The organism is Mycobacterium sp. BK086, from assembly GCA_004362315.1.
In the GTDB taxonomy this organism is placed as follows: Bacteria; Actinomycetota; Actinomycetes; order Mycobacteriales; family Mycobacteriaceae; genus Mycobacterium.
Genome location: SNWL01000004.1, coordinates 326,148 through 343,965, shown reverse-complemented (window position 1 = coordinate 343,965; position 17,818 = coordinate 326,148). Strand labels below are relative to the sequence as shown.

Annotated in this window: 12 protein-coding genes; 5 read left to right on the top strand and 7 right to left on the bottom strand. The window is 65.7% G+C overall.

Annotated features, from left to right (window positions below):
* Window positions 1–21 precede the first annotated feature (21 nt).
* Window positions 22–156 carry a hypothetical protein gene (locus tag EV580_RS34220; RefSeq protein WP_255496752.1) on the top strand — a complete coding sequence of 45 codons (135 nt, stop codon included), beginning with the start codon at window positions 22–24 and terminating at the stop codon, window positions 154–156.
* A 1-nt stretch (window position 157) separates the two neighbouring features.
* On the opposite strand, the gene EV580_RS12315 is transcribed toward EV580_RS34220, so the two are convergent.
* From EV580_RS12315 to EV580_RS12295, 5 genes are read right to left on the bottom strand one after another with little or no spacing between them, the layout of a single operon-like run.
* Window positions 158–565 (bottom strand): nuclear transport factor 2 family protein, encoded by a 408-nt coding sequence (locus tag EV580_RS12315; protein WP_133691457.1) that lies wholly within the window; start codon window positions 563–565, stop codon window positions 158–160.
* A complete protein-coding gene (locus EV580_RS12310) occupies window positions 565–1,452 on the bottom strand; it encodes a TIGR03619 family F420-dependent LLM class oxidoreductase (protein WP_208114607.1) in 888 nt (295 codons plus the stop codon). Before EV580_RS12310 ends, EV580_RS12315 begins: the two co-directional genes overlap by 1 nt.
* On the bottom strand, window positions 1,449–2,627 hold the full coding sequence (locus tag EV580_RS12305; protein ID WP_133691455.1) for a thiolase family protein: 1,179 nt from the start codon (window positions 2,625–2,627) through the stop codon (window positions 1,449–1,451). The genes EV580_RS12310 and EV580_RS12305 overlap by 4 nt, the downstream gene beginning before the upstream one ends.
* Window positions 2,627–3,691 (bottom strand): thiolase family protein, encoded by a 1,065-nt coding sequence (locus EV580_RS12300; protein ID WP_133691454.1) that lies wholly within the window; start codon window positions 3,689–3,691, stop codon window positions 2,627–2,629. The genes EV580_RS12305 and EV580_RS12300 overlap by 1 nt, the downstream gene beginning before the upstream one ends.
* Window positions 3,692–3,704: 13 nt before the next feature.
* Window positions 3,705–4,697 (bottom strand): Zn-ribbon domain-containing OB-fold protein, encoded by a 993-nt coding sequence (locus EV580_RS12295; RefSeq protein ID WP_286171550.1) that lies wholly within the window; start codon window positions 4,695–4,697, stop codon window positions 3,705–3,707.
* A 67-nt stretch (window positions 4,698–4,764) separates the two neighbouring features.
* On the opposite strand from EV580_RS12295, the gene EV580_RS12290 reads away from it, so the two are divergent.
* On the top strand, window positions 4,765–5,796 hold the full coding sequence (locus tag EV580_RS12290; protein WP_133691453.1) for an LLM class F420-dependent oxidoreductase: 1,032 nt from the start codon (window positions 4,765–4,767) through the stop codon (window positions 5,794–5,796).
* 58 nt (window positions 5,797–5,854) lie between these two features.
* Here the strand turns inward: EV580_RS12290 and EV580_RS12285 are convergent, their stop codons facing one another.
* Complete coding sequence (locus EV580_RS12285; protein WP_183503489.1) at window positions 5,855–6,574, bottom strand: acetoacetate decarboxylase family protein; 720 nt, start codon at window positions 6,572–6,574, stop codon at window positions 5,855–5,857.
* A gap of 57 nt (window positions 6,575–6,631) precedes the next feature.
* Between EV580_RS12285 and EV580_RS12280 the strand changes: the two genes are divergently transcribed.
* The 3 genes from EV580_RS12280 to EV580_RS12270 all read left to right on the top strand — a co-directional run bounded on the left by EV580_RS12280 (window position 6,632) and on the right by EV580_RS12270 (window position 17,021).
* The gene (locus EV580_RS12280) at window positions 6,632–7,843 is read left to right on the top strand and encodes a cytochrome P450 (protein WP_133691452.1); all 1,212 of its coding nucleotides are present in this window, start codon (window positions 6,632–6,634) and stop codon (window positions 7,841–7,843) included.
* 121 nt (window positions 7,844–7,964) lie between these two features.
* The gene (locus EV580_RS12275; protein WP_133691451.1) at window positions 7,965–8,696 is read left to right on the top strand and encodes a cutinase family protein; all 732 of its coding nucleotides are present in this window, start codon (window positions 7,965–7,967) and stop codon (window positions 8,694–8,696) included.
* Window positions 8,697–8,783: 87 nt separating this feature from the next.
* Window positions 8,784–17,021 carry a BTAD domain-containing putative transcriptional regulator gene (locus EV580_RS12270; protein WP_133692209.1) on the top strand — a complete coding sequence of 2,746 codons (8,238 nt, stop codon included), beginning with the start codon at window positions 8,784–8,786 and terminating at the stop codon, window positions 17,019–17,021.
* Here EV580_RS12270 and EV580_RS12265 read toward each other — a convergent pair.
* The gene (locus EV580_RS12265) at window positions 17,008–17,808 is read right to left on the bottom strand and encodes a crotonase/enoyl-CoA hydratase family protein (protein ID WP_133691450.1); all 801 of its coding nucleotides are present in this window, start codon (window positions 17,806–17,808) and stop codon (window positions 17,008–17,010) included. The genes EV580_RS12270 and EV580_RS12265 overlap by 14 nt on opposite strands.
* Between the last annotated feature and the right edge of the window lie 10 nt (window positions 17,809–17,818).

Below are 17,818 nucleotides of genomic sequence, written 5' to 3'. Positions count from 1 at the left end.
GTAACGCGTGGAGGAACGACGATGGCACTCGATATCTGCCCAGCGTGTGGCTATCCGACCATCGGCGCCAACATGTGTGCCGCCTGCTCGTTGGCGGCACCAGCGGACGCGCAATGGCCTGTCGTCTACGAAGAGGCGCCGGCGCCGGCCGCGTGACCTAGATCTTGGTCGCGCTCGCCGCCGCCTTATCGAGCTCCCAATAGGCGCGCAGCGCAACGATCTTGCCGTCGGCATTGACCCGGTAGGTGAAGACGCCCTCAGCGACCACGCGGTACCCGCTGGACTCGATCACGATGTGCCCGACGTTGGCTTCCTCGTCGCCGCACTGGTAGGTCTTCTCGAAATTGAACACCAGCTTGCTCGGCGCGATCGCCATGTCGTAGAACTTCGCGATCGCTTCCTTGCCGCGGTGGCCCGTGCCCTCGGGATCGAAATGCGAAGGGCCGATGGGATCTTCGACGATCGCGTCGTCGGCGAACACTGCCAGCCAGGCGTCCTTGTCGCGAGCCATCGCGGCCTCGCGGGAGCGCCGTCCCGCTTCGTGCGCCGGCGTCGCCCCGGCCATCAGTCCTGCCAGCCCGAGTGGATGTAGGTGTCGGCGAATCGCTTCATCGAATCGATCTTCTTGTCCACCGGTGCATCGAAGGCGAGACCCTCGAACACCCAAGGGATTCCGATGTAGTCGGTGACACCCGCCGCGACCAGGTCGCGGTGACCGTCGACACCGAACTTGTCGATGCACACGGCCTGGTACTCGAACGGGTCGTCGGCGCGCCCGGCGTCGGCCAGCAGCTTCTTGAGCTGGTTGATCGTCTCGGCCAACTGGTCACAGGTCATCATCGCGCTGGTCCAGCCGTCGGCGACCCGCACCGCACGCTTGAGTGCCACGTCGGTGTGTCCGCCGACGTAGAACGGGATGGGCTTCGAGGGCGCCGGACTCATCTGCAGCCGGTCGAAATCGTAGAACTCGCCGTGGTGTTCGACCATGCCGCCGCCGAGCACGAGCTTGATGACGTCGATCATCTCGTCGACGCGCTTGCCGCGCTTTGCGTAGGGCACCCCGCACCATTCGAATTCTTCGGGTGCCCAACCGATCCCGACGCCGAAGCCGAACCGGTTGTTGGTCAAGTTCGCCACCGACCCGACCTGTCGGGCCAGTAGTAGCGGATTACGCGAGCCGAGTTTCATCACGTTGGTGTAGAAGCGCAGCTTCGAGGTCACCGCGCCGAGTGCGCCCGCGAGGATCAGGGGATCGACCCATGGCGAGTTCTCGTCGAACATCCGCTTACCGTGCGCGGTGTACGGATAGTCGACGGACTGCTCCTCGAAATAGAAGATCGAGTCCGGCAGCGCGATGTTGTCGAAGCCGAGTTCCTCCGCCGCCTTGGCGATTTCGATGAGCTGGTCCAGCGGGCTGAACGCGATGCTTACCGTGTACTGCATGCGGGTCATTTGGCGGCTGGCTTATCCGAGCTGACCACCCACATCGAGTAGTACTGTGCGCCACCGCCGTACGCATGACCAAGCGCCTTGCGCGCACCTTCGACCTGGTGGTCGCCGCCCTTGCCCATCACCTGGATTGCCGACTCGGCGAACCGGATCATGCCGGACGCGCCAATCGGATTGGAACTCAGCACGCCGCCGGAGGGGTTGAACGGGATCTTTCCGCCGATGGCCGTCTCGCCGGCCTCGGTGAGCTTCCACCCGCCGCCTTCGGGAGCAAAGCCCAGGCTCTCCAGCCACATCGGCTCGTACCAGGAGAACGGCACGTACACCTCGGCCACGTCGATCTCGTCGATCGGGCTGGTGATCCCGGCGTCCTTCCACAGGGCGGCGGCCGCGTCGCGGCTGGCCTGCGGGTTGACCTGGTCGCGTCCGGCGTAGGCCAGCGGTTCGGTGCGCAGCGCGGTCGCATGGACCCAGGCGACCGGATGTCCTTCGGCGACACGGGCATCGGCGGCTTCCTCGTCGCCGATCACCATGGCCGCCGCACCGTCGGATGACGGGCAGGTCTCGTCGTAGCGGATCGGATCCCACAGCATCGGGGACTCCATCACCTTCTCGACGGTGATGTCGGGCTGGTGCAGATGCGCCAGCGGGTTCTTGGCGCCGTTGAGACGGTCCTTGACGGCCACGATCGCACCGATGTGGGTAGGTGCGCCGGAGCGGCGGATGTACGCGCGCACGTGCGGTGCGAAGTAACCACCGGCACCGGCGCCGACCGGCTTGGTGAACGGCACCGGAATGCTCAACGCCCACATGGCGTTCGATTCGGACTGCTTCTCCCAGGCCATCGTCAGGACGCGCTTGTATTTACCCGACTGCACCAGGCTGGCGGCCACGATCGCGGTCGACCCGCCGACCGAGCCCGCGGTATGGACGCGGATCAGTGGCTTGCCGGTCGCGCCGACGGCGTCGGCCATGAACAGCTCGGGCATCATCACGCCCTCGAAGAAGTCGGGCGCCTTGCCGACGACAACGGCGTCGATGTCGTCAAACGTCGAACCCGAATCCTCCAGCGCTCGGTCGATGGCCTCGCGGACGAGGCCGTTCATCGAGACGTCTTTGCGCTTGGCGACGTACTTCGTCTGTCCGGTACCGAGAACGGCAGCGAGCTTCTTGGCCATCAGTTCTTGCCCTCCAGGACCGCGACGAGATTCTGTTGCAGCGCTGGGCCGCTCGTGGCGTGCGCCAGCACGCGGCCCGCCGAACCGTTGAAGATGTGCTGGGCGGCGAACCCGATTCGCTCCAGGCCGGCCGAGAACATCGGGTTGGCCGCCAGCGCGCCACCCGAGGGGTTGATCTTCGTCGACGCCGGCAGGCCGATCGCCTCGGCAAGGATCAGCTGCTGATGGCTGAACGGTGCATAGAGCTCGGCGACCTCGATCGAGTTCGTATCGCCGCCGGTGGCCGCCTTGGCCGACGCCGCGGTGGACGGCGACGTGGTCAGGTCGCGGGCGCCCAACACCGGCGTCTCGATGCGATGCTCGAAACCGGTGATCCAAGCCGGGTTCTCCCGCAGCTCGCGGGCCTTGTCACCGGCTGCCAGCACGATCGCCGACGCACCATCGGTGATCGGCGCAATGTCGTGGCGCCGCAACGGATCTGCGAAGAACGGCCGGGACAGCAAGTCGTCAACGCTGCCAGTGACCTCTTCCTTGTCGGTGCGGCCACCGGCGGCGAACGAATCCAGCGCCACCTGGGCCATCTGCTCGGCGGTCCACTTGCCCGCGTCGAGGCCCATCCGAGCCTGCAGACCGGCCATCGATACCGAGTCGGGCCACAGCGGCGCGACCGTGTACGGGTCGGTCTGCAGCGCGAGCACCCGGCGCAGCGTGCCCGCGGACGGCTTGCCGAAGCCGTACACCAATGCGGTGTCGACCTGGCCGGTGAGGATCTTGATGTAGGCCTCGTAGAGGGCCCACGCCGCGTCCATCTCGACGTGCGACTCGTTGATCGGCGGAACGGCACCGATCGAGTCGATGGCTGAGATGAACGAAAAGGCGCGGCCGGCAAGGTAATCCGACGAGCCTGAGCACCAGAAGCCGATATCGGTCTGCTTGAGGCCTAGCTCGTCATAGAGCTTGTGGAAGCACGGCATCAGCATCTCGACGCCGTTGGTGGTGCCGTTGGTACGTCGGACATGCGGGGCATGCTCGAAGCCGACGACCGCTACATCGCGAAATGTCATGTGGCGAGTCCCTTTAGAGGTGGTGCTTGTAGGTGTCGTAGTCGGCGTCGGGTTCGCCGGTCGGTTTGAAGTACTCGATGTTGTCGATGCCGAGCCCCCATTCCTCCTGGGGCTTCCAGACCGCCTGCACTCGCATGCCCATCCGCACATCGGCGATGTCGATTTCCTGAATCAGATGCAGGAAGGGGATGTCGGCGCCGTCGAGCAACACGTACGCCGCGACATACGGCGGCTTGATGCGCTGGCCCGCGAACGGGATGTTGATGATGGCGAACGTCGTCACGGTGCCCTTGTCAGGCAGCTCGAGGAAGTTGTCCAGCTCGAGACCGGTGGCCGGATCGGCTTCCTTCGGCGGGAAGTACACCTTGCCGCCGGTGCCGGTGCGGGCTCCCAGCAGCTTGCCGTCTTCCAGCCCGCGCAGGAACGCGCTCTCGGGAAGTGAAGCGGTGTGCTGGATTTCGATGCTGCTCGGTGACACCAGGATGGTGACGGGCTCACGATCATCGGGCTCGTCGGACACGGGTTCAGCCTCATCGCCGAGCTCGAAGTACGCGATATCGGTGATCGCGCCGACCGGTTCGTCGACCCAGTGCGCGTGAACACGCGCGCCGGTGCTGATCGCGTCAGAGGACTCCGCGGCGACCGCATGTAGCAGGCCGGTGTCCGCGCCGTCGAGCTGGATCAGCGCCCACGCGAACGGCTTGTCCAGCGGCTGCCCCTCGAGCGGCTCAGACTGCCACGTCCACGACAGCACCGTCCCGACACTGGCGACCGGTACCACCTCTGTCAGAGGCGCGTAAGTCACGGGGTCATACTCAGCGGGCGGTACGAGAACCCGGCCGTCCGAGCCGCGGACGCCGAGAATGCGTCGCCCGCGCAGGGCGGTGAAGAACTGGCCGAGGAGTGGTCCGACTGAACGGGTGTAGTCGAATGACAGCTTCAGCGGTGCCGAAAGGGGCTTCTGATGCGCGTCGATCTGCACCGGGCTGCTTTGGCTGGTGGTCACAGCATCGAGTAGAACAGGTTCTAAGAATCGTCGCAAGGACCGTGTCCCGGACAGAAAGTTGGTACCGATGAAGCTGGGTCTGCAACTCGGATACTGGAGCGCTCAACCCCCGACCAACCATGCGGAGTTGGTGGCGGTGGCCGAAGAAGCCGGCTTCGACACGGTGTTCACCGCCGAGGCGTGGGGTTCGGATGCGTTCACCCCGTTGGCCTGGTGGGGGCGTGAAACCACCCGGATGCGGCTGGGCACCTCGGTGGTGCAACTCTCGGCGCGCACCCCCACGGCGTGTGCGATGGCCTCGCTGACCCTGGACCACCTCTCCGGTGGGCGCCACATCCTCGGACTGGGTGTCTCGGGCCCGCAGGTCGTCGAGGGCTGGTACGGGCAGAAGTTCCCCAAGCCGTTGGCGCGCACCCGGGAGTACATCGACATCATCCGGCAGGTCTGGGCGCGGGAGGCCCCGGTCACCAGCGCGGGCCCGCACTACCCGCTGCCCCTGGCCGGCGAGGGAACCACCGGACTGGGTAAGCCGCTCAAGCCGATCGTGCACCCGCTGCGCGCCGACATCCCGATCATGCTCGGCGCTGAAGGCCCCAAGAACGTCGCTTTGGCCGCCGAGATCTGTGACGGCTGGCTGCCGATCTTCTACTCACCGCGGCTGGCCCCGATGTACAACGAGTGGCTCGACGAAGGCTTCGCCCGCCCCGGGGCACGGCGCTCGCGCGAGGACTTCGAAATCTGCGCCACCGCCCAGGTCGTCATCACCGACGACCGGTCCTCGATCCTGGACCTCATCAAGCCGCACCTGGCGCTCTACATGGGCGGAATGGGCGCTGAGGACACCAACTTCCACGCCGACGTCTACCGCCGCATGGGCTACGCCGACGTCGTCGACGAAGTCACCCGACTGTTCCGCAGTGATCGGAAAGACGATGCGGCCAAGGCTGTTCCCGACGAACTGGTCGATGACTCCGCGATCGTCGGCGACATCGACTACGTGCGCAAACAGATCGTCGCCTGGGAAGCCGCCGGCGTCACCATGATGGTCATCGGCGCCCGCAGCCCCGAACAGATCACCGAAGCCGCAAGCCTGTTGTAGACACTTCTTGCGAGTTGTCTAGTCCGGGCTCTAGATTGACCGGATGACTCACGCGCGCTCAGCGCAGGATGTGGGCGTCGCCGAACGTCATTTCGACGTGGGCGACCGATCCCGACACCATCGCGCGCTTGGGCAGCCCCAGCGAGGCCAGCTCTTTGGCGTACGGGTGATCGCCCAGCTTCAAGGTCGCGCCGCCCGGCCGGAATCGAACCCCGGAGTTCTTCATCTCCCAGGGCACTTCCCGGGTGGTGCCGTCGGAGAACGTGTAGGTCTTGAGGACCTGGCTGCGCGGACGCAGCGACGGAATCGGCAGGCCCCGGTGGAATTCGATGCCGGCGATCAGCGAGCCGTTCTCGCTCACGTCGAAGGTGAACGGGCTGGCGTCGCGAACATTGAAGTCCGCCATGATCTTGGGGAAGCCCCAAATCGTGCGGCCGGCCTCGAGCGTGAACTCCTGGTCGACCGGCAGGTGATGGATGAAGGCCGCGGCGTCGCCGAGGGCCTTGAGACCGCTGGCGTTCGAGCCTGGGGGATTGACCATCACGCACGTGCCGAATTCGTGGTACTTGCCGAGGTCACCGTCGATGTAGCGGGCAAGCATCAGGTTCACCACCGCGCGACCCGGCCGGAACTGGCAGACCTTCAAACCGCTGTAGTCGATGAGTCGCTGCGCGGCGTCGGCCGGAACCGAGAACATCGCCGTGTGCACATCGGCCTTGCGAATTCGCACGGGCATGGTGAGCACTGTGCCGGCAATGGTGTGCTGCGAATCAGACATGCGGACACTGTAATCCGCTTGGAGACCTTGCGTGGACAGAAGTATGGAGGGAATTAGATGACAGGCACTCTGGCTCCAGCCAAGCCGAATGTTGATCTGACCGAAGGAAGTTTCTACGCCGACGGTAATGCGCGCGAGGCCTATCGCTGGATGCGGGCCAACGAGCCGGTGTTCCGCGATCGCAACGGGTTGGCCGCGGCGGCGAGCTATCAGGCCGTGATCGACGCCGAGCGCGACCCGGAGACGTTCTCCAACACCGGGGGTATCCGGCCGGACAACCCGGGCATGCCGTACATGATCGACATGGACGATCCCGGACATCTGTTGCGCCGCAAGCTCGTCAACGCCGGATTCACCCGCAAGCGGGTGATGGACAAGGTCGCCGGGATCGACGAGCTGTGCGACACGCTGATCGACGCGGTCTGCGAGAAAGGGGAGTGCGACTTCGTTCGCGATATCGCCGCGCCGCTGCCGATGGCTGTCATCGGCGACATGCTCGGCGTGGCCCCCGAAGAGCGGTCGACGCTGTTGAAGTGGTCCGATGACCTGGTGTGCGGCCTGAATTCGGCCGCCGACGCCGAGACCTTGCAGGCCGTCATGGACGCGTTCGCCGGGTACTCCGCCTACGCCATCGAGACCATCGCCAAGCGCCGGGCGGAGCCCACCGACGACCTGTTCTCGATTCTGGTCAACTCCGAGGTCGAAGGACAGCGGATGGATGACCAGGAGATCATCATGGAGACCCTGCTGATTCTCATCGGCGGGGACGAGACCACTCGGCACACACTGTCCGGTGGCACCGAACAGCTTGTGCGCCATCAGGATCAGTGGCAGAGCCTGCTTGCCGACCCAGGCCTGCTGCCGGGTGCGATCGAGGAGATGCTGCGCTGGACATCGCCGGTCAAGAATATGGCGCGCACGGCCATGCGTGACGTCGAGTTCCACGGGACGCAGCTGCGCGAGGGCGAGAAGATGCTGCTGATGTTCGAAGGCGCGAACTTCGACGAGTCGGTGTTCGGCGACCCGGAGAACTTCCGTATCGACCGGAACCCGAACAGCCACTTGGCGTTCGGCTTCGGAACCCACTTCTGCCTGGGCAATCAATTGGCTCGTCTCGAGTTGAGCACCATGGTGCGCAAGGTTCTCGAGCGGCTCCCGGATCTGCGACTCGCCGACGAGAATGCCCTGCCGCTGCGGCCGGCGAACTTCGTCAGCGGGCTGGAGGCGATGCCGGTGGTGTTCACCCCGTCGAAGCCCGTTCTGGCGTAGCCGCACGCTGGGCGCGCGGTCGAGAAGTTTGGGCTTCGCCGCTTACGGGAACGTAGAACCCATCTTCGCGAATGCACCGGGGCATCGCCCGTGCATCGCATGACGAGTTCTGTGGGGCAATATGAGTGGCAAGCTGTTTCTCGCCGGGATCCTGACCGTCACGGCATCGGTGATGTGGCCGATGGGCATTCCCGCCGCCTCGGCGGCGGATTGCCCCGACGTCGAAGTGGTGTTCGCCCGTGGCACATTCGAACCGCCCGGGGTGGGCGGGATCGGCCAGGCATTCGTCGATCAGCTGAAGGCAGAGCCCCTGCTCGGCGGCAAGTCCGTCGACGTCTACGCGGTGAATTATCCTGCCTCGCTGAATTTTCCGGCCGCTGCCGACGGTGTCATCGATGCCAGCAACCGGGTCCAGGACATGGCAGTCAGATGTCCCAGCACCAAGATCGTGCTCGGCGGCTATTCGCAGGGTGCCGCGGTTGCCGGCTACGTCACCGCGGACAAGATCCCTGACGGCTACGTCCCGCCGAACGGCATCAACGGGCCGATGCCCGCCGAGGTAGCCAGGCATGTCGCCGCCGTGGCGTTGTTCGGGAAGCCGTCGAACGGCTTCTTGAACAGCATCGACCGCAGCGCGCCTCCGATCACCGTGGGTGCACTCTACGGTCCCAAGACGATCGACCAGTGCATCGCCGAGGACCCGATCTGCTCACCGACAGGCGGCGACAACGGCGCGCATGGGGCATATGCGGACAACGGGATGACCGCTCAGGCGGCCACATTCGCCGCGCAGAAGGTCGTTACGGCCACCGCCGCGGCAGGCGCTGCAGCGCCGAATACGGCGAGCCGTTAGCGCAGCTGTCTCAGGGCTCTTTACCGGACCTTGACCGTGTGGTGAATTCACCCGCTGACGATTCCACCTGTGAGTACGCTTTCTTCGGTGGAGCTGGGGGTTCTGGGTCCTCTGCAGGTCCGGCAGTTCGGTCTTCCGGTCGCGATTCCGGGCGCGAAACCCCGCGCCATCCTGACGATGCTTGGGCTATATGGCGGCGCAGTGGTGCCCGGGGATGCGCTGGTCGAGTTGCTCTGGGGTACGGACCCGCCGCGTACCGCGGCCAAAGCGCTGCAGACCCACATCTCGGCTCTGCGTCGCGTCCTCGGCGATGGCTTCGTCCTGACCCAGGGCGCGGGCTGGACGCTGAGCACGGCCGAGATCGACGCCATCGGTTACACAACGCTCGCGGGACTGGGGCGCGAGGCCATGGCCGCGGGCGATGCACGGCTGGCGGCGACCCATTTCGACGCGGCCCTCAAACTGTGGCGTGGTGCGCCCGAACTTCCCGACGGCAGGCGTGGGGGAACCGAGCGGACCCGTTGGGTGGAGGGACACGCCGCGCTGGTGGAGGACCGCGCCGACGCGCTATTGGCCACCGGTCGGGCCGCTGAGCTCATCGGCGAGCTCGAAGCCGCAATCGCCGACGCGCCGTTGCGTGAGCGTCGCTGGGCTCAGCTGATGCTCGCCCTCTACCGCGCAGGCAGACAAGGCGAAGCCTTGGCGGCGTATCAACGGGTCCGTCGGCTCTTGGCCGAGGAGTTGGGGGTGGATCCGGGACCGGAGCTGCGCAGGCTCGACTCGAAGATCGTCGCCCAGGACATCTCACTGGAACTTCCTGCTGGTCAACACTTCTCGGCCGTCATGCGCGCGGTGACCTTTCTGCTGACCGACATAGAAGGCTCGACCGCAGCGTGGGAGGTCGATGCCGAGGCGATGGGTGCGGCACTGGCCCGCCACGACGAGATCGTCGAGCAGGTAGTCACGTTCGGCGGTGGGCGTCTGATCAAGACCCGCGGTGAAGGCGACGCGACGTTCTCGGTTTTCGACCGTCCGTCGTCGGCAGCCGCTGCCGCCGTAGAGCTACAAGAAGCAATTCGGCGGGAGCCCTGGCCGCTCGCCGAACCGATGCGAATCCGGATCGCCCTGCACACCGGCGAGGTCGAGTTTCGCGATGGCGACTACTTCGGTCGTGCGGTCAATCGGGCCGCACGGCTGCGATCGCTGGCAACCGGTGGCCAAACCCTGTGCTCCGGGGCGACGGCCGAGCTCGTCATCGATTCGCTGGCCGACGACGTCGTGCTCGCCGACCTCGGGATGCGTCAGCTGAAAAACCTGACCCGCCCGGAACACGTCTTCGAGCTGCGCCTGCAACACGGCGAGGATCCCGGCGTTCCCGCCGAGACCGCGCCGCTGGACCGGCCCGCTCTTCCGGCCGTGTTGACCGGGCCGGGTCCGTTCGTCGGCCGTACCAGTGAGCTCGAGGGGCTGCTCGCGGCATGGCAGGCCACCCTCACGGCGGGCACGCACGCCGTGCTGATCGCCGGTGAACCTGGTGTCGGCAAGACTCGGCTCGCAGGCGAATGGTCGTATCAAGCCCACAGCCAGGGTGCCGTTGTCGTGTATGGGCGCTGCGACGAGGATCTGGGGGCGCCGTATCAGCCGTTCGCGGAAGCAATGCGAACACTCGTGCCCTGCTTGGGCGCCGACCGGTTACGCGGATTGCGGGGCGTCGAGTCGCTACTTCCACTCGTCCCGGCCCTCACCGACGTGCTGCCCGATCTGGCCGCGGCGCCTCGCGCTGCTCCCGATGCCGAGCGCTACGCGCTGTTCGACGCGGTCGTCGCACTGCTGGGCGTTGCCTCTGCAAGCGCCCCTCTCGTCCTGGTTCTCGACGACCTGCACTGGGCGGCCAAGCCGACGCTCCTGCTGCTGCGGCATCTGCTCCGCTTCGGTGAGCAGGCCCGCGTCCAGATCGTCGGTACGTACCGCAGCACGGACCTCGATCGGTCGCATCCCTTGGCCGCCATGCTCGCCGATCTGCACCGCGACGGTTCGGCTACTCGTCTCGCGCTCGGTGGCCTCGATGAGAACGATGTCACCGCTTATGTCGCCGAAGCCGGCTACGCCGATGAGGAGCTGGCCCGTGCGCTGGCGTCGGTCACCGGCGGCAATCCCTTCTTCCTCATCGAAGCCTTGCATCACGTCGAGGAGAGCGGTGGCCGTTGGGATCCGAACAGCCTGCCGCAGGGCATTCGAGAAGCTGTGAGCCGCAGGCTTTCCCGGCTTCCTACGGAATCCAATACAGCTCTCGCCGCTGCCGCGGTGGTCGGCAGTCGATTCGCTGTCGATCTCGTAGAGAAGGTGGTCGAGCGGGACCTCGTCGATGCTTTCGACCAGGCGGGCAAGGCAGGCATCGTCATCGAGGAGCCCGGCGGCCGATACCGGTTCAACCACGCACTTGTGCGGCAGTCGCTACTCGCCGAGTTGCCGTCGGTGCGGCGTATGCGGCTGCATCAGAAGATCGGCGCAGCCTTGGAGTCCGAGCTGGGCGATGCCGACGATGATCGCTTGGACGAACTCGCCTATCACTACTTCGAATGCGCGTGGGCGGGAAATGCGGCCAAGGCCGTCGAATATTGCCGACGAGCCGCGGATCAGGCGATGGCGCGCCTCGGATACGAAGGTGCGGCCGACCTTTACGACAAGGCATTGCACGCCCTCGAGGAGCTCGACGACGAACGTCCCGATCGCGACGACCTGCAAGCCGAGCTCCTGGTGGCCCGGTGCGAAGCGCTGCTGGCGGCCGGTGATGTGGTGTCGGCAGGCGGCGCGGTCACCCAATTGCGCTCGACTGCAGGGAATTCCCCGCGGCTGTCGGCCTGGGGCACCTGTTTCGACGGGCAACTAGCGATGCTGACCGATCCTGGTCGGTTGGACGCGATGGAGTCAGCGGTGGGGGCCGCGGCCCTTGCACTGGCCGCGTTGCAGGACCCGGCAGGGGAGGCCAAAGCGCATACCGTCCGTGCCGGGTGTCTGGCTCGGCTCGGCCGAATCGGTGATTGCGAGACGGCGCTGGATCAGGCACTGACCGCAGCGCGCCGTGCGCGCGAACACCGGCGCGTCAATGCCGTGTTGGCCGGGGCGCCACTCGCAGCGTTATGGGGGCCGAACCCGGTTCCCCGAGCGGGCGGCCGCTGCCTCGACGTCGTGCGATTGCTGCGGATCACCACGGGATCCCCTGTCGTGGAGGCGACTTCGACCCGCTGCCAAGGTGTGTTGGACGCGCTGCGCGGCCGCGCAGCGGCAGGCCGACAGCTGATCGACTCGGCCCGACGCACCCTCAGCGAGTTGGGTATGCGGCACGCGGTGTTGGAAGTGGAGCAGTTCGCCGGCATCATCGAATTGGTCGCCGACGATGCAACCGCTGCTGAGCGGCATCTACGGAAGGCCTACAACGGCTTTCGTCGCATGGGGCTGGACGCGGACACAGCTGAGACCGCCGCCCTGTTGGCGCGGGCGTGCCTCGCGCTCGATCGGGATGTCGAAGCCGACGAACTCTGTACGGAGAGCGAGCGTCTCGCCGGTCACGCGTTCAAGGCCGCGATTGCCTGGCGGACGGTTCGGGCGCAGCTGCTGGCGCGGGCCGGTGAGCACGACGAGGCGCGACGGGTGGCCGGGGAGGCCGTCGCCATCGCCGAGCGCACCGACGCCCTGGTCGACCACGGCGATGCGTGTCTCGCGCTGGCATCGGTGCTGGGCGCGGCGGGAGACACGGTTGGAGCGCGAGCAGCGGCCGAACGTGCGCTGGCACTCTACGAACTCAAAGGGGCTGCGGCACTGTCGGAGAAGGCGCGCCGCCTGCTCGCAGGGCGACCTGCGCCAGCCGGCCACACGGCGACCGAGGTGGCGACCGCGGCACCGGACAACGAGTGCTTCCGGGTGGGACGTCGGCTCGTGGATGCCGTCGAACGCCAGGCGTGGGACGAGGTGGAACACCTTCTCGCCGATGAGATCGACTTCGAAAGTCGCCGGATGATCGTCGGCGTCGCGCCGCTCAAACGCTCGCGCGACCAATGGCGAGAGGAAATGGGTCACTATGTCGCGCTGGGGATCACCCGCTATCCGCAGACACTCGTCGCCGCACGAGGCGACCGACTCGCTCTCGTCAACCTGTCGACGAGAACCGACGATGCCAGCCTCGGCGCTCCGCAGGACGAGTTCCTCCAGCTCGCAGGCATCGACAGCGACGGCAGAATCTGTCTGCAATTGTGGTTCGACGTCGAAGACCTCGACGCGGCCATTATCGAACTCGATGCGCTGAACACACGGTTCGAGCAAGAATCTCGTTCGGCGCATCCCGTCCAGCCGGACACGGCGTGTGTGCGAGTTGGTGAACGTGCGCTAGATGCGATCGGCCGCGAGGCCTGGGACGAGTTCGAGCAGCTATTTGCGCGGATGGTCTTTGTTGAGAGTCGCCGAAAGATTGTCCGTTTCACGCAAAGGGATATCCCGTCAGGGGAATGGGGACAGGAGAACAGGCGCCTTGTCGAGGCAGGCAACGTCCACGCCTCCCAAGTCGTTGTCGCGGTGCGAGGTGAGCGCCTGGTCCTCACCCGATTCGCGCTTCGTCCCGACGATGTGAGCCCCGGGGCGCCACATGACGAGATGCTGCAGATCTATGGCCTTGACGACGAGGGGCACATCGCTCTCCAGATGTGGTTCGACATTGACGACCTCGACTCTGCTATCGCCGAATTGGACGCTCGATATCTCGCGGGTGAAGCGGCAGAGCATGCGGACACGTGGTCCGTTGTTGTGGGAGCCTTCGCCGCGTTCAATCAGCGCGCTTTTCCCGCGACGACGCCGGACTGGATCAACATCGATCACCGAGACCTGATGACGATCGAGGAAAGCGGTCTATCTTCGTACGCCGAAGGTATACGGGATCTCGCGCCTGATGTTCGTGTTCATATCGAATCGGTGCACCGGCTGACCGACCTCGGGGCGGTCGTGACCTATGCAGCGCGAGGAACGTCCAAACAGGGCTTCGACGCGGAGTGGCGAGAGGTGGCTCTGTCGACGGTGACGGGCGACCTGATCGATCGCTGTGAGATTTTCCGCCTCGACGACCTTGCTGCCGCCCTCGCGAAGTTCGACGAACTGAGCTGTCCGGCAACACAGTTGGCGAATGCAGCGTCCCGAACGTACGAGCGTTGGCTGCAGACGTACGGAACTCGCGACTGGGCCGCCATGGCCGATGTCGTTGCCGATGACATCGTCCACGACGATCGCCGTCGAGTAGTCAACGGTGGCATCCAGCGGGGCCCTGAGGCCGTCATCGGCAACATGCGGGCCATCGCTGAGGTTGGGGTGAGGAACATCGATCCGTTCGTCATTGCAACTCGGGGAGACCGCCTCGCACTCGCTCGCCAGCGTGTATCAGGTGACAAGAGGCCCGACGCGTTCGGCTCAGACGTGCTGATCGTCATCGAAGTCGACGCCGACAACCGATTTGCTTTCGGCGTGGCCTTCGACCCCGACGATCGCGATGCGGCCTTCGCCGAACTCGACGCTCGATTCGGTGCCGGCGAGGCGGCCGCCCATGCCGCGGCATGGTCTGTCGTCGCAGAAAACGTGGCCGCTGTCATCAGCCCCGAACTCCCCTCTGGGACAACGGACATGTCGATCTACATCGAGGCAGTGCATCGACTCGATGAGCGTGGAACGGTGTTCGCTTACGCCGCGACGGAGACCGCGGATCAAGCCTTCCGTGCCGAACGGCGGGGAATCTGCTTGTCGATCGTCGACGGCGATCTGATCAGCCGCAGCGAGCGGTTCGACGAGGCCGATCTCGACGCCGCTCTCGCGCGGTTCGAGGAACTCACGGTTCTCCGAACACCTCACGCCAACGCGGCAGCCCGAATCTTCCAGCGCTACAACGCGTGTTTCATGGTCCGCGACTGGGACGGGATGGCCGCATTGATTAGCGACGACATCTGCGCCGACGATCGGCGACGGGTGGTGAGCGGAGGTGTTCAGCGCGGTCGCCTCGCCCAGACGGCGAGTATGCGGGCCGCCGCCGATATGGGTGTGAGGAATGCCGAATCATGGGTCGTCGCGACCCGCGGCGACCGTCTTGCGTTGATGCGGACCAGGGTCTCGGGTCATCAGCGGAATGACGCTTTCGGTCTGGAGATGCTGAGCGTCTTCGAGATCGATACGAAAGGTCTCGGTGTCGCCGGTGTGCTGTTCGACCTCGATGACATCGACGCCGCGTTAGCCGAACTCGACGCCCGTTACCTCGCAGGAGAAGCCGCCCCATACGCGGACATGTGGTCACGTCATGTGCGCGCCTACGCCGCCGTGAACAGGCACGAACTGCCTGAAGAATCGCAGGACTGGCTGAATTCCGATCACCGGAAGTCGGTAACATTCGCCACCGACGACATGGCGGCCTATGTGCAGGCCACGTTCGACGAAGTGCCGAACCTGCGGCTCTATATCGAGGCTGTCCATCGGCTGAACAGCCTCGGCTCCGTCGTCACCCACGTGATGACAGGCACGTCGCGGCACGGGTTTGACGCGGAGTGGCGTGAGGTCGTCGTGGCGACCGTCGACGGTGAGCAGATCATTCACAGCGAGCTGTTCGACGAAGCCGATCTGGAGGCGGCGCTCGCTCGTTTCGAGAATCTCGGCGCACCAACGCATCTCGAGAATCAGGCAACCCGAGTGACCAAGCGCTTTCGGACCGCGTTCGCCGCACGCGACTGGGACGCCATGGCCGGGCTCGTGGCCGATGACTTGTACAACGAGGACCGAAGGCGAGTCGTGAATGCCGGGATCCGGCACGGTCGAGACTCCATGCTGGCAGACTTGCGCGCCGCCGCCGAGATTGGTGTCCGCTCTCTCGAGACGATCGATATCGCGACCCGTGGGCAACGGCTCGTCCTCGCTCGCGCGACCGCGCGCTACAGCGGGACACCAGGTGCCTTTCGCGTCGACAATCTCGTCATCGCTGAACTCGACACCGACGGACGAACAGCGACTCAACTGATCTTCGACCCCGATGACATCGACGCCGCGTTCGCCGAGCTCGACGCCCGGTATATGACCGGTGAAGCCGCCGCACACGCTCAGATATGGTCGCTCGTCACCCAGACCTACGCCGCTTTCAACCGCCACGAGCTGTCGAAGACGACGCCGGACTGGGTGAACATCGACCACCGGCTCGGTGTGGGTTCGGCACCCGGCCAAATGAATCCCTACGTGACCGCCATGTGGGCCGTCGCGCCTGACGTCACTACCCGGATCGAGGCCGTGCATCGGCTGAGCAATCTTGGTGCGGTGTTTACGCATACCGAGCGCGGCACTTCCGAAGGCGGCTTCGACGCGGAGTGGCGAGAGGTCGCGCTGCTGACATTCGACGGCGACGCGATCAACCGCTGCGAACTGTTCGACGAGGCCGACCTCGACGACGCACTCGCTCGGTTCGACGAACTCGACCGACGGCTGCCGCTCCCGGAGAATGCGGCCAGCCGGTTGGGCGCCCTGCTAGTGGCGCACTACGCGGCCCGTGACTGGGGAGCGGTTGCCGCGATGTTGGCCTGCAACACTCGCTTCGACGATCGGCGGAGCGTGGTGAACGCCGGGAGCGCGCGTGGCCGCGACATCGTCGTTGAGCAACTGCGGTTGACTGCGGATGCCGGAACTGCGAACGCCTTCGCGGCCTGCATAGCCACTCGCGGCGACCGGTTGGCTCTCGGCCGATTCCGTTACTCAAGCGGGGACAGCCAAGGGGAACCGTTCTTCAGCGAATTCCTCGCAATTGCGGAGACCGACTGCGACGACCTCATCGTGGCGCGGATAGTCTTCGATCTCGAGGACATCGACGCTGCATTCGCTGAGCTCGAATCGCGTTACCTCGCCGGTGAAGCGGCGCCGTACGAGAACACCTGGGCTGTGCTGGTCGAGAACAACCGCACGATCAACAGGCACGAACTGCCGGCGTGGACGCCGGATGTGGTGAATATCGACCACCGCCGAGTGACGCCGTTCGCTGCAGGTGACCTGCCGGCGTTTCTCCGCGCCAGCTGGGAGACGGCGCCGGATGTGCAGTTCTCGATCGAGGCGGTACATCGGCTCAGTCGCGGCGGCGCGGTCTTCACCCACACCGCCTGCGGCTCATCGCCAGCCGGCTTCCACAGCGAGTGGCGTGGAATCACCGTCGCGATGGTGGACGGTGACTGCGTCTGCCGCAGCGAGCATTTCGACGAGACCGACTTGGCCGCCGCGCTCGCCCGCTTCGATGAGCTCGATCCGGCGGACGGCGCTAGCGCATCTTGAACTGCGGGGCGCGCTTCTCCTTGAACGCCAGCGGACCTTCCTTGGCGTCATCGCTCAGGAACACCGGGATGCCGTTGGCGGTGTCGGGCTTGAACGCGTCGAGCTCGTGCATGCCCTCGGCTTCGCGAATGGTCTTGAGGATCGCCTGCACGGCCAGCGGGCCGTTGTTGTTGATCACCTCGGCGATCTCGAGGGCCTTCTCCAGCGCCGTGCCATCGGGCACCACGTACCCGATGAGGCCGTAGGACAGCGCCTCGGCGGCGGTGATGTGGCGCCCGGTCAGCAGCAGGTCGCAGGCGATCGTGTACGGGATCTGCCGCGGCAGTCGTACCGCGGAGCCGCCCATCGGGTAGAGGCTCCACTTGGCCTCAGAGATGCCGAACTTCGCGCTCTCACCGGCGACGCGGATGTCGGTGCCCTGCAGGATCTCGGTGCCGCCCGCGATGGCCGGGCCTTCCACGGCCGCGATGAGCGGCTTGGTGAGCCGGCGGCCCTTGAGCAGGCCCTCGATCTTCGTCGGGTCGAAGGCGCCGCTCTTGAACGAGTCGCCGGGAGGTGCCTTCGTCGCGGTCTTCAGGTCCATGCCTGCGCAGAAGTACCCGCCCGCGCCGGTCAGAATGCAGGTGCGGATCTCGGGATCCTCGTCGACGCGGTTCCAGGCGTCGACCATGATCGAGAGCATCTCAGTCGAAAGCGCATTGCGGGCCTCGGGCCGGTTCAGCGTGACGATGAGGGTGTGTCCGCGCTGCTCAATGAGGGCGTCGGCTTTCTTTTCGGGCTCGCTCACAGGTACCTGC

What these genes read in the sequence shown, in the direction of transcription:
- EV580_RS34220 (WP_255496752.1), top strand. Translation starts at nt 22, where the DNA reads ATGGCACTCGATATCTGCCCAGCGTGTGGCTATCCGACCATCGGCGCC.
- EV580_RS12315 (WP_133691457.1), bottom strand. Translation starts at nt 565, where the DNA reads ATGGCCGGGGCGACGCCGGCGCACGAAGCGGGACGGCGCTCCCGCGAG.
- EV580_RS12310 (WP_208114607.1), bottom strand. Translation starts at nt 1,452, where the DNA reads ATGACCCGCATGCAGTACACGGTAAGCATCGCGTTCAGCCCGCTGGAC.
- EV580_RS12305 (WP_133691455.1), bottom strand. Translation starts at nt 2,627, where the DNA reads ATGGCCAAGAAGCTCGCTGCCGTTCTCGGTACCGGACAGACGAAGTAC.
- EV580_RS12300 (WP_133691454.1), bottom strand. Translation starts at nt 3,691, where the DNA reads ATGACATTTCGCGATGTAGCGGTCGTCGGCTTCGAGCATGCCCCGCAT.
- EV580_RS12290 (WP_133691453.1), top strand. Translation starts at nt 4,765, where the DNA reads ATGAAGCTGGGTCTGCAACTCGGATACTGGAGCGCTCAACCCCCGACC.
- EV580_RS12285 (WP_183503489.1), bottom strand. Translation starts at nt 6,574, where the DNA reads ATGTCTGATTCGCAGCACACCATTGCCGGCACAGTGCTCACCATGCCC.
- EV580_RS12280 (WP_133691452.1), top strand. Translation starts at nt 6,632, where the DNA reads ATGACAGGCACTCTGGCTCCAGCCAAGCCGAATGTTGATCTGACCGAA.
- EV580_RS12275 (WP_133691451.1), top strand. Translation starts at nt 7,965, where the DNA reads ATGAGTGGCAAGCTGTTTCTCGCCGGGATCCTGACCGTCACGGCATCG.